Consider the following 11,893-nt stretch of genomic DNA (forward strand, 5'->3'; position numbering starts at 1 on the left):
AACCGGCAACCAGATGACTTCCGAAGCACCCGATGACGGCCCGGTCGGCGTCAGTTCGTCGTCGGCGAAGGGACGGTGGCTGATCGCCTCGGCCGTGCTCGGGTCGGGTGTCGCCTTTCTCGACGGCACCGTCGTCAATGTTGCGCTGCCGACCATCTCGCGCGACCTCGACACCGGACTCGCCGGGCAGCAGTGGGTGGTCGACGGCTACATGCTCACCCTGAGCGCGTTGCTTCTCACCGGCGGTGTCGCGGGGGACAGATACGGTCGCAGGGCGATCTTCGTCGGCGGGTTGATCGTCTTCGCGGTCGCATCGATCGCCTGCGGTCTCGCCCCGACGATCGAGTGGCTCGTCGTGGCGCGTCTGGTACAGGGCGTCGCGGCGGCCGCGCTGGTGCCCGGCAGTCTGGCTCTGGTCAACGCGGGTATCCGGGAAGAGGAACGAGGGCAGGCAGTCGGACTGTGGGCGGGAATGTCGGGTGCGACGAGCGCGCTGGGGCCGTTCGTCGGGGGTTGGCTTGTCGACGCCGCGTCGTGGCGGTGGGTGTTCTTCCTGAGCGTGCCGATCGCGCTCGTCGCGGTCGCGATCACGTTGCGGCACGTTGACGAATCGAGGGAGCCGGTAAAGGGCACTCGTCCCGACATTCCGGGGGCGGTGACGATCACGTTGGGACTCGCGGGCGTGATCGTCGCGCTCATCGAGGGGCCCTCACGTGGCTGGGAGCCGTGGATCATTGCCGTCGGCATCGCGGGAGTCGTGCTTCTCGTGGTCTTCGTGGCGATCGAACTCTGCACGCCCGCACCCCTTCTCGAGCTCTCGATGTTTAGGTCGACGCAGTTCACCGGGGCCAACGCCACCACCCTGCTCGTGTACGCAGCGCTCGGCGGGGCCCTGTTCCTTGTTGCGCTGCAACTGCAGCAGAGTCTGGGATACTCGGCGCTCGAAGCCGGCGCGGCCATGGTGCCGAGCACCGTCGTGATGCTGTTCGGGTCCTCGCTGTCGGGACGGATCGCGCAGAAGACCGGACCTCGCATCCCGATGACCGTCGGTCCGATCGTCGCGGCCGTCGGGCTGGCGCTCATGGCGCGGATCGTGCCCGGCGCGAGCTATCTCGGGGCTGTGTTACCCGCGGTTCTGCTGTTCGGGACAGGGATGACCATCACCGTTGCCCCGCTGACCGCCGCGGCTCTCGCCGCCGTCGACGATGCGCATGCGGGTGCGGCGTCCGGCGTCAACAACGCGGTGTCTCGCATCGCTGGGCTGCTGGCCGTCGCGGTACTTCCGGCGGTGGCGGGCATCAGCGCGGGGCCCGGTCAGCCACTCGGGTCCGGATTCACGACGGCGATGCTGATCTCCGCGGTGTGTTGTGCACTGGGCGGGGTGGTGGCTGCGTTCACCATCCGATCGGGCACGGGCTTCCGACCGCAGGTGACCCCCGCATTGAACGCCGCATGTCAGGACCCCGCGACGCGGGTCGGGTCCTGACATGCGGTCAGGTGCTGAGCACGCGCAACGCGTGGTCGGCCATAAAACCGTCCATCGAGGGAGGAATCGTTGTCCATCCAGCGGAGGGTGCAGGAGCTTGTGCAGCGTCGCAGCTTTGTCCCGGGAGTTGTCGACGCCGCGCTGAGCGGGCAGGGCAGGAGTGTGGCCGATCTGACCGTCGTGATCACGGGTGCGTCTGCGGGGATCGGTCGAGAAGCTGCGCGGCAGCTCGCGGCGCGGGGAGCGCGCGTGATCGGTGTGGCACGCAACGAGCAGGCGTTGGAGTCGCTGGCTGACGAAGTCGCCTGCGACTATCGCGTCTGCGATCTCTCGGACGAGGTGGCTGTCGTGGCGCTCATCGACGAACTGGCGGGTGAGCGGATCGACGTGCTGGTCAACAACGCGGGCCACTCGATCCGACGCACGATCGTCAGCTCGACAGATCGGTTCCACGACTACCAACGCACCATGCGCCTCAACTATCTCGCTGCAGTGCAACTCTCGCTGGGTCTACTACCCGGGATGATCGAGCGCGGCGACGGTCAGTTCGTGAACGTGTGCACCTGGGCGTTGCACGCCAACACATTTCCCCGTTTCTCCGCGTACGCGGCGTCGAAGAGTGCGCTCGCGATCTTCGGACGCAGTCTCAATGCCGAGCGCCCCGACGGCGTCTGCGCGACCAACGTCTACTTTCCGCTCGTTCGGACCGAGATGATCGCTCCGACAGCAGAATACGACGACGTCGGGGCACTCGAGGTTGACGAGGCTGCTCGTTGGCTGCTCCGCGCCATCACCCACCAACCCGAAGAGGTGTCACCCGCTGTGGTGCGCTATCTGCTGCCGTTCATCGACCTCGTCTCGCCACGGATGTCGGACAGGACGATCGCGGCGGTCACCTGAGCGCCAGGGCGGGGGAGACCAGTGTCCGGTGAACTGCGCATCTCGTCGTTCGACGAACGATGCCATCCCTTCGGCGCAATCAGCGGTACTGAACAGTGTGGCGATGTCGGGATGCAGCCGGGCGATCGCGGCGTCGTCGCCTTGCGTCGCGGCGATTGTCGCCGACCGTAGTGTCGCCCGGACTCCGAGGGGAGTCGAGCCCTCACAGTCGTCCGGTGCTGCCGGGTGAGGCGCTACCCTGAGTCCGGCACACGAAAGAAGCACAATGCAAACGATAGTTGTGGACAAGATGATCGGCGCGCCGATCAGCGACGTATTCGACGCCTTCGTCGACCACGAGCGGCTGGCAGATCTACCCGTGGTTCTCTCGGCACGGGTCGACGTACCCGGTGTGACGGAGAAGAACGGACTCGGCGCTGTCCGCGTGGTCAATGGCGGCGTCATCACGCTGCGCGAAGAGGTCACCGCCTTCGAACGACCACACCTGATGGAGTACGCCATTCGTCGTTCGCGTCCTGCGCTCGAGCACACGATGGGTCGCGTCGAGTTCACGGAAGTGGCGGGCGTAACCAGGGTGGTCTGGACGTCGGCGTTCGAGCTGAATAATCGGATTCTGCGTGTGGTCGAGCCCGCATTCGCGGCGGGCTTTCACCTCGTCTTCGTCACGGTGCTGCGTCAGACGGCCAAGCGCGCGAAAGCTCTGCCGCGCTAGGGGGACGGTCCCGCCGAGTGGTGATTGCCCTCGGTGCAGCTGCACATGTGGCTCCAATCGATGAATGTGGTTGCTACAGAACACATACTGAAAATCGACACACATCCACGCCGCACACCCGTCGGCCAGCGGTTCGCTGATGTCGGTTTCAAGCGTTGATTCTCTACCCTGATTCCGCAGTCGGATTTCTTGTCGGTGGCGGGTCGTAGTATGGGCTCATACGTTCGATCCGGTTCTCGGGAGGTGGTGCGGGGTGTCGATCGAGTCAGTTGGCCGAGGAGCCGATTCGGCTGCGGGAGGTGATGATTCGGAAGGATTCGATTCGACGCCCGATGCTGTTCAGTTGGACTGGGCAACGGGCGTGCCGCTCGGGTTGTTGGGTGGTGTCGATCCCGCCGCTCCAGATGGTTCGGACACGGTTGCCGTGCTGGAGGGTTTGACCCGATTGCGGTGCGGTGAGGCGTTTGTGGCGTGGGCGCGGTATCAGTCGATCGGCGTGCTCTATGACCGGCTGGTTGTCGAGCGTGCCGCGTCTGATGGCCTGATCGTCGACGGCTTTTCGGATGCTGCGGCACGCATCTCAGGAGTCTTCGCGGTGTCACGTCCGCAGGCGGAACGCATGATCGACGAGGCGATCGTGCTGCGTGATGATCTGCCGCAGGTGTTCGGCTGTCTGCGCGAGGGGATCGTGTCGGTCGAGCAAGCGCGACTGGTGATCTCACGCACCGACCTGGCACGTGGGCCGGGCACCCCGCCCGAGGTGGTGGCCGCTGTCGATGAGCAGATCGCGACCACGCTACGTACCCGGCGAGGGTCGTGGAAGCGACCCCGCCTGCGCGACATGGTGGATCGGATCGTGTTCCGCCAGGATCCGGATGCGGTGCGTGAACGTCGTGAACGTGCTCTGGATAAGCGGGGCGTGTTTACCGACAACTGTGGTGACGGGGTCGGGGAGCTCACCGCCGTGATGTCGGCCGAGAACGTGCGGGTAGCGGTCGCAGCGGTACGACGTTTGGCTGACGCGGTGTGCGACGGTGATGGGCGTACTCGTCAGCAACGCGCCTCGGATGCCATGTTCGCGCTCTTGAGCGGTTCCCGATTTGAATGCGCCTGCGGCAGCATCGACTGCACTGCGACGATTCCCGAACCGGGCACCGTCCCGCCGGCCGATCCGCGGTTCGTCATCCACGTGGTGTGCAACGATGCCGCCCTCACCCCACCCGAAACCGCCGACGGCACCAAGAATCGCGTCGACGGCACCGCCGATTCCGCCGACGGCACCGCCCAGCGCGCCGACAACACCGGCGATTGCGCTGACGGCACAGGGAATCGCGTCGAGGGCACCGCGGATTTCGCCGAGGGCACCGCAGATCGCGTCGACGGCATCAGAAGCCACGCTGACGGCACCGCCAAGCACGCCGACAGCACCGCGGATGTCGTCGACGGCACCGCCGCTTCCACTGACGGCACTGGGAAGCCCGCCGAGGGCACCGCGGATTTCGCCGACGGCACCGCGGGAACCGATGACGGCACCGCAGAAACCGGTGGCGGAGCAGCGGATGCCGTTGACGGCGAGACGGATTCGTCGTCTGGTGGCGTCGCTCACGGCAGCGACGACGATGGTGTGTCCGACGGTGACGCGCCCGGCGATGCTGCCGGTGGCCGACGGCCCGGGTTGCGTTATGCGCGCAAAGACGGTCACCGGACCGGCCAGTCATCCGAGTCGGTGTCGGTCGGGTTCATGGACGGCTACGGCATCATCTCCGCCGAACACGTCCGTGATATCGCCGCTCGCCCGGACACGGTGACCCGCCGGGTGGTACCGACAAACACTCCCGAGAACGCCGACGGCACCTACACCCTGCCCGCACACGGTACCGACCCCTACCGCCCGTCCACCGCCTTGGATGAGGCGGTGCGCTGTCGCGACGGCTACTGCGCCGACCCCGGCTGCGCCCATTCGGCATGGACCGCCGACAACGACCGTCACCGAATACGACCACCACAACCCCGAGGCCGGTGGGCACACCAGCTACGAAAACCTCAACACCAAATGCCGATACGGACACATCACCAAGACCTTCGGCGACTGGGTGGATGACCAATACCGCGACCCGGCCACCGGCCGGTTGGTCACCGAATACATCACCCCCGAAGGCTTCGTCATCCCCGGCGACGCCGAAACGTTCGAGGACACCTTTCCCGGACTACGCCGACTCCGCTTCACCCCACCGGCCACCGGCGACCCACCACCGCGTCGAATCAAGCCACCCGAGACCAACCCGCGCCACCGAACACGCGCGGCGAACAAACACGCCCGCCGCCGCGCCGAACGCCACCGCAACCGACAACGCCGACTCACCCACGACAACGGCCAGCCCCTCGTCGACGACGTCGGGCCACCCCCGTTCTGAACGGTGGTCTGCGGAGCCGCGGTGCTGCTATACAGATGAATCCGTGGACGCTGGCGATCACGACTCCGCCCGACGACGAGGTATAGACCGTGCGTCATGCTGTGGAGCTTCACACCGACGATGCTCGAGTCGAGCACGAGCAGTACATGGCTGAGGTCAGGGCCGCGATCAACAACCATTCACGTGAGGCCGCCTGGTCAACGACGCCAGGGATCCGTCGTTGACCAGGCGTGCTGTTCATCGTGCCTCCATCCGGATCAGGGTTTCGCCGCGAGGATCACCAGAGGTCGTAGCTCACGTTGACGTTGGGGTAGCCGGTGGCGATGTCGGGTTGGTTGATGAAGTAGTGGCCTCCGCCGGAGGTGCCCGTCATGTCGGTGTTGACGTTGCCTCGGACGTTCTCGAGGTTGTATGTCGCAGTCGGACCGAAGGCGCCGACCCGGTAGTTGACGAACACGCTCTCGTAGCTGCTGTTGGGCGCGACGCTCACGACCGTCTCCGACGCTCCGGGCGCCAGCGAGCGCGCGGGTGCCTGGACCCAGTTGCCGCCACCGGGGGTTGCCGAGGCAAGCCATTCGGTCTTGTCGGTGTGGTTGGTGAGCGTCATGGCGACGGAGGGCTCGCCAGGGTGGGTCACCGGCAGCGTGCCTGCGTTGGCGAGGCCGGCTCCGCCCGCGGCGAGCGCTCCGGCGATGCCGAGCCCGGCGATGGCGGCGAGGGTGCGGGTCTTGACGTTCTTCGAGATGGTCATCGTGTCTCCTCCAAGTGTCGTCCGGTCCCCGTCGGGGCTGGGCGGGCTGTTTCTGACACCAATGACTTTGCCGCTCGCCAGGGGCGATGACCTTCCACCGGTCGGGTGGTGTGGCGGTTGATCATGAGGTCCACCGATCGGGGGATCTTGACATCGGTAACGGGGACCTGCGCGAGTGAGATGAATGCCGGGAATAGAGTGAGCGCGGCCGACGTCTCCAAACGTCCGGTACGTGCGACGCCGTCGATGGTGGCTGTCTCGGTACTTGCGCCCCGTTCAGCCCCGTGGAGGTGCCGCCTCCTCGACCCAGAGGGGCCAAGCGGGCGCTCGGCGACACACGGGCGACCCCAATTCCGCCCCCGGCGAAATCTGCCCGGGAACAAACATCCGGCCACCAGGGTTGAGTCGATCAGACTGAACTTTGGAGGTTACATGTCTGACACGTATTCAGTGCCCGTCCTCTTCGTTCCTGACCTGGTCGTCCTGCCCGGCATGGTTGTGCCCGTGCCCCTCGACGACGCCGCTCAGGCGACGGTGGACGCGGCCCGGGCCAGTGAGTCCGGAAAACTGCTGGTCGCCCCGCGCTTGGACGACCGGTACCCCACCTACGGGGTTCTTGCGTCGATCGTGCAGGTCGGTCGCATGCCCGGCGGCACCCAGGCCGCCGTGGTCAAAGGTGAGAAGCGCGCACACATCGGAACCGGCACCACCGGCCACGGCAATGCGCTGTGGGTGGAGGTCACCGAGGTCTCCGACGCCGAGCCGAGCGCCGAGACCAAGGCGTTGGCTGCCGAGTACAAGAAGCTCGTCCTGGCCATGCTGCAGCGTCGCGAGGCGTGGCAGATCATCGACGCGGTCAACAAGATGACCGATCCGTCGGATCTGGCCGACACCTCGGGCTACTCGTCGTGGCTCGACGACGTACAGAAGCGTCAACTGCTCGAGACACCCGACGTCGGCCAGCGGCTGCAACTGCTGATCGAGTGGACCAGCGAGCACATCGCCGAGACCGAGGTCTCCGACAAGATCGCCGACGACGTCCGCAACGGCATGGAGAAGCAGCAGAAGGAATTCCTGCTCCGCCAGCAGTTGGCCGCGATTCGTAAGGAACTCGGTGAGGACGAGCCCGACGGCGCCGACGACTACCGTGGTCGCGTCGAAACGGCCGATCTTCCCGAAAAGGTCCGCGAGGCGGCTCTGCGTGAGGTCGGCAAGCTGGAACGCGCCAGCGACCAGTCGCCCGAAACCGGTTGGATCAGGACATGGTTGGACACCGTGCTCGACCTTCCGTGGAACGTGACGACCGAGGATTCCACCGACATCAAGGGCGCTCGCGAGATTCTCGACGCCGATCACCACGGTCTCGACGACGTGAAGGATCGGATCGTCGAGTACCTCGCGGTGCGAGCCCGCCGTGCCGAGCGCAAGCTACAGGTGGTCGGCGGACGCGGTTCCGGTGCCGTCATGGTGCTGGCCGGTCCTCCCGGCGTCGGCAAGACGTCGCTGGGTGAGTCTGTTGCCCGCGCACTCGGCCGTAAGTTCGTGCGCGTCGCTCTTGGCGGTGTGCGCGACGAAGCCGAGATCCGCGGTCACCGTCGTACCTACGTGGGCGCGTTGCCGGGCCGGATCGTGCGCGCCATCGGCGAGGCGGGATCGATGAATCCCGTTGTGCTGCTGGATGAGATCGACAAGGTCGGTTCCGACTTCCGGGGCGATCCCGCGGCGGCGCTGCTCGAGGTCCTCGACCCCGCGCAGAACCACACGTTCCGCGATCACTACCTCGACCTCGATCTCGACCTGTCCGACGTGGTGTTCCTCGCGACGGCCAACGTCATTGAGAACATCCCGTCGGCGCTGCTCGACCGCATGGAGCTCGTCACCATCGACGGCTACACCGAAGACGACAAGGTCGCGATCGCCCGCGACTTCCTGCTCCCTCGGCAGGAGGAGCGTGCGGCACTGGCCAACGACGAGGTGTCGGTGACCGAGGATGCGCTGCGCGAGATCGCTGCCAACTACACCCGTGAACCGGGCGTGCGACAGTACGAGCGTCTGCTCGCCAAGCTGTTCCGCAAGGTCGCGACCAACATCGAAAGCGGCAAGGCCACAACGCCTGTCACGATCGACGAGTCCGATCTGAAGGAGTATCTGGGACGTGCCAGGTTCACCCCGGAGTCCGAGGAGCGCACGGCGGTGCCGGGCGTTGCCACGGGACTCGCGGTGACCGGAATGGGCGGCGACGTGCTGTTCATCGAGGCCAACCGCACCGATACCAGTGAAGGGAAGGGCGGTCTGCAACTGACCGGCCAACTCGGCGACGTCATGAAGGAGTCGGCGCAGATCGCGCTGTCGTATGTCCGTGCGCATGCACGTGATCTCGGCATAGATCCGAGCAACCTCGAGGGCACCATCCACGTGCACGTGCCCGCGGGTGCGGTCCCCAAGGACGGTCCGAGTGCCGGCATCACGATGGTGACCGCGCTGGTGTCGATGGCCACCGGCCGCAAGGTGCGCGCCGAGGTCGGCATGACCGGCGAGGTCACACTCAACGGGCGGGTGCTCCCGATCGGTGGGCTCAAGCAGAAACTGCTTGCGGCACAACGCAACGGGCTGACACAGGTATTCATCTCGCCGCGCAACGTCGCCGATCTCGACGACGTTCCCGCCGAGATCCTCGACGCCGTCACGGTCACACCTGTGGCCGACGTCGCCGACGTCGTCGCGCAGGCCCTCGAGCCTGCCGCCGACGGAGCGAAAGAAACAGTCGCGGCCTGACACTGCGATACGACGAACCCCGGGAGTGATCTCCCGGGGTTCGTTTGCGTCGCGGAGCGACTACGGGATGCGCGAGTCGCGGGTCGCGCGTGCCTTCGCGAGCACCTCCGGTTCCAACGTGTCAGGCGCAACGAGCCACGTCTTCTCCCACTTGTGGTGGATCGGGCACCGCTGCACGCGGGTATTACCCAAGCGGAGAGCCTTGAACGACACCAGCGGTACCCAGATGGTGGAGTAGTAGGCCCCACGTGAACATTCGACGATCGATCGCTCCATCGTGCTCCTTCCCGCCGCTCGGTCACCGGCAGTCAGCGAGAATACTCCTCGCCACTGGCCGGTGGTCGACGCGATCCGGTGCGTAGCCCAGATGGGGTTGCCCTGCAACCGATCACCGACGCACTCACATGCTCGGCGGCATCAGCACCGTGTCGATCATGTAGACCGTCGCGTTGGCGGTCTTGACGCCACCGCAGACGACGCCGGAATCGTTGACCTTGATGTCATTGCCCGATCCGGTGACGTTCACATCCTGGCCCTCGAGGGTCTTGTGGGTGCCGTCGATCTTGTCGGGTGCGATCTGTCCCGAAACGACGTGGTAGGTAAGGATTTTGGTCAGCAGATCCTTGTCGGTCTTGAGCTTGTCGACCGTCGCGGCGTCGAGCTTTGCAAACGCGTCGTCGGTGGGTGCGAAAACGGTGTACTGGCCGTTGTTGAGTGTGTCGACCAGGTTCACCTGGGGGTTCAGTTGGCCCGACACCGCCTGCGTCAGCGTCTTCAACATCGGATTGTGCGACGCCGCGGTGGCGACCGGGTCCATCGCCATTCCCTCGACGGAACCGCTGCCAGACGGATTTGCCTTGGCGTAGTCGGCACATCCCGATCCGACGAGAGCCGCTGGTGCTGCGGCCATGCTGCTGCTCATCGGCATCTCCGACGACGACATCGGCGCCATCGACGACGCTGAGGTGTCGGACGACGAACTGCTGTCGTCAGAGCAACCCGCGATGACACCGACGGTGAGTACTGCCCCAGCCGCTGCGAGCGACAGGCGTTGAAATCTGTTGGCTACCATGATCGATCCAATCATCGAGGTACAAACCCACCGAACTGTGAGTCTCGGGGGGCATTCGCTGGCGACGTGGTCGCGGATGGGTGAGAAGAAAAGAAAAACTCCCGACCCATCCGCGGGCATACCTCGTACGAAGTCCCTGCAGAAGTCGACGCACGACAAGCTCGACTTCGGATGAGGAGTGCTGTCATGCGACAACGATCCGAAACCTGGCTTCGTGCCGTGGTTTCCGGTCCACTTGCGGTCATCGGTGGTCTGGCGGCCGGTGAATTGGTCGCTATTCCGCTGTCGCGCTTGGCATCACCATTTCAGGCGGTGTCGGCTTTCCTGGTGGATCATTCGCCCGCAGCTGCCCGCGAATGGGCGATAGACACATTCGGTACGAACGACAAATTGGCGTTGATGATCGGCGTCGGTCTCGCGGTCGCGGTCTTGTCGGTCCTGGCGGGGATTCTGCAGGTGGTGCGGCCCCCTGCGGGTGCACTGATCGTCGTTCTCGTCGCGATATTCGGGGTCGTCGCTGCGGCGACTCGGCCCACTGCGACCGTCAGCTATGTCATCCCCTCGATCGTTGCGGGCGTCGTGGCGGTTGTCCTGCTGGTCATCCTCTGCCGCGGGGCGCGGGGGACGAACCGCGTTGAGAGGCGATCGCACACCGCCGATGAGAAGGGTTGTGAATCAGATGATTCCGGCTGGTCACGGCGAACATTCCTCGTCACCGCGGCCGTGGTGGCCGGAGCGTCCGCTGTGTCGCTGGTGGTCGCGCGACGTCTGGCCGACGCCGGTGGAGTGATCGCGGAGCGGGCACGCCTCGTGCTACCCAGACCCGCGTCGAGTGCGCGGGCCGTGCCGCCGGGCGTCGAGGTGAAGGGTGCGACCCCGTTTCTCACCGACAATGCAGACTTCTATCGCATCGACACCGCCCTTCAGGTGCCGCAGCTCTCCACCACAGACTGGAGACTCAGAATTCACGGGATGGTCGACCGCGAGATCACACTCGACTGGAGCGATCTGATGGCGATGTCGGCACAGGAGCGGATCATCACCCTGACCTGCGTGTCCAATGAGGTGGGCGGCAATCTGGCAAGCAATGCCCGCTGGATCGGATTTCCGATGAGCGACATCCTCGCGATGGTGCGGCCGCACGTCGACGCCGACATGTTGCTCTCGACGAGCGTCGACGGCTGGACGTCGGGAACACCCCTCGATGCGATCACCGATGGGCGCGACGCCATGCTCGCCGTCGGCATGAACGGCGCTCCGCTACCGCTCGAACACGGTTATCCTGTGCGGCAGGTGATACCCGGGCTGTACGGCTTCGTCTCCGCGTGCAAGTGGGTGGTCGACTGGGAGATAACGAGATTCGACCGCGCGCAATCGTATTGGGCCAAACGCGGCTGGGGCGTCAAGGCGCCCATCAAGACGGCCTCGCGCATCGACAGGCCGGCGCCATTGTCGACCAATCCGGTCGGGCCGGTTGTCGTGGCGGGTACGGCCTGGGCGCAGCACAGGGGTGTCAGGAGAGTGGAGGTCCGGGTCGACGACGGTGAATGGAACACCGCGACTCTCGCGACCGAGTACTCCACCGACACGTGGCGCCAGTGGAGTTGGACCTGGCAGGCGACGCCCGGACAGCACACGCTGTACTGCCGGGCGACCGACGCCGAGGGTCGGACGCAAACCGGCCAGCGGGTGGCCCCGATCCCCGACGGAGCCACGGGATGGCACAGCCGCGTCGTCCAGGTGGCCTAGCGTCACGCGCCAGGGCTGCACCCGGACCGAAGGG

General features: G+C 65.7%; 8 protein-coding genes and 1 pseudogene. 6 read left to right on the forward strand and 3 right to left on the reverse strand.

Annotated elements, in window-relative coordinates; all coding sequences use genetic code 11:
• Window positions 1-13: 13 nt before the first annotated feature.
• The 4 genes and pseudogenes from LK459_RS11935 to LK459_RS11950 all read left to right on the forward strand — a co-directional run bounded on the left by LK459_RS11935 (window position 14) and on the right by LK459_RS11950 (window position 5,512).
• On the forward strand, window positions 14-1,486 hold the full coding sequence (locus LK459_RS11935; protein ID WP_227918531.1) for an MFS transporter: 1,473 nt from the start codon (window positions 14-16) through the stop codon (window positions 1,484-1,486).
• 69 nt (window positions 1,487-1,555) lie between these two features.
• Window positions 1,556-2,386 (forward strand): SDR family NAD(P)-dependent oxidoreductase, encoded by an 831-nt coding sequence (locus LK459_RS11940; RefSeq protein ID WP_227918535.1) that lies wholly within the window; start codon window positions 1,556-1,558, stop codon window positions 2,384-2,386.
• A 265-nt stretch (window positions 2,387-2,651) separates the two neighbouring features.
• The gene (locus tag LK459_RS11945) at window positions 2,652-3,098 is read left to right on the forward strand and encodes an SRPBCC family protein (protein ID WP_227918537.1); all 447 of its coding nucleotides are present in this window, start codon (window positions 2,652-2,654) and stop codon (window positions 3,096-3,098) included.
• Between the two features lie 253 nt (window positions 3,099-3,351).
• Window positions 3,352-5,512 (forward strand): annotated as a pseudogene (locus LK459_RS11950) (DUF222 domain-containing protein).
• A 277-nt stretch (window positions 5,513-5,789) separates the two neighbouring features.
• On the opposite strand, the gene LK459_RS11955 reads toward LK459_RS11950, so the two are convergent.
• Window positions 5,790-6,263 (reverse strand): hypothetical protein, encoded by a 474-nt coding sequence (locus tag LK459_RS11955; RefSeq protein ID WP_227918538.1) that lies wholly within the window; start codon window positions 6,261-6,263, stop codon window positions 5,790-5,792.
• A gap of 432 nt (window positions 6,264-6,695) precedes the next feature.
• On the opposite strand from LK459_RS11955, the gene lon reads away from it, so the two are divergent.
• Complete coding sequence (gene lon / locus LK459_RS11960; protein WP_227918540.1) at window positions 6,696-9,038, forward strand: endopeptidase La; 2,343 nt, start codon at window positions 6,696-6,698, stop codon at window positions 9,036-9,038.
• Window positions 9,039-9,098: 60 nt separating this feature from the next.
• Here lon and LK459_RS11965 read toward each other — a convergent pair whose 3' ends face one another.
• Together LK459_RS11965 and LK459_RS11970 are read right to left on the reverse strand one after the other, a co-directional pair.
• A complete protein-coding gene (locus tag LK459_RS11965) occupies window positions 9,099-9,314 on the reverse strand; it encodes a hypothetical protein (RefSeq protein ID WP_007238602.1) in 216 nt (71 codons plus the stop codon).
• A 124-nt stretch (window positions 9,315-9,438) separates the two neighbouring features.
• The gene (locus tag LK459_RS11970) at window positions 9,439-10,110 is read right to left on the reverse strand and encodes a fasciclin domain-containing protein (RefSeq protein WP_227918541.1); all 672 of its coding nucleotides are present in this window, start codon (window positions 10,108-10,110) and stop codon (window positions 9,439-9,441) included.
• Window positions 10,111-10,296: 186 nt separating this feature from the next.
• On the opposite strand from LK459_RS11970, the gene LK459_RS11975 reads away from it, so the two are divergent.
• The gene (locus LK459_RS11975; RefSeq protein ID WP_227918543.1) at window positions 10,297-11,859 is read left to right on the forward strand and encodes a molybdopterin-dependent oxidoreductase; all 1,563 of its coding nucleotides are present in this window, start codon (window positions 10,297-10,299) and stop codon (window positions 11,857-11,859) included.
• Window positions 11,860-11,893 lie beyond the last annotated feature (34 nt).

It is taken from the genome of Gordonia otitidis, assembly GCF_020735545.1.
Classification (GTDB): domain Bacteria; phylum Actinomycetota; class Actinomycetes; order Mycobacteriales; family Mycobacteriaceae; genus Gordonia; species Gordonia otitidis.

What these genes read in the sequence shown, in the direction of transcription:
- LK459_RS11935 (WP_227918531.1), top strand. Translation starts at nt 14, where the DNA reads ATGACTTCCGAAGCACCCGATGACGGCCCGGTCGGCGTCAGTTCGTCG.
- LK459_RS11945 (WP_227918537.1), top strand. Translation starts at nt 2,652, where the DNA reads ATGCAAACGATAGTTGTGGACAAGATGATCGGCGCGCCGATCAGCGAC.
- LK459_RS11955 (WP_227918538.1), bottom strand. Translation starts at nt 6,263, where the DNA reads ATGACCATCTCGAAGAACGTCAAGACCCGCACCCTCGCCGCCATCGCC.
- lon (WP_227918540.1), top strand. Translation starts at nt 6,696, where the DNA reads ATGTCTGACACGTATTCAGTGCCCGTCCTCTTCGTTCCTGACCTGGTC.
- LK459_RS11965 (WP_007238602.1), bottom strand. Translation starts at nt 9,314, where the DNA reads ATGGAGCGATCGATCGTCGAATGTTCACGTGGGGCCTACTACTCCACC.
- LK459_RS11970 (WP_227918541.1), bottom strand. Translation starts at nt 10,110, where the DNA reads ATGGTAGCCAACAGATTTCAACGCCTGTCGCTCGCAGCGGCTGGGGCA.
- LK459_RS11975 (WP_227918543.1), top strand. Translation starts at nt 10,297, where the DNA reads ATGCGACAACGATCCGAAACCTGGCTTCGTGCCGTGGTTTCCGGTCCA.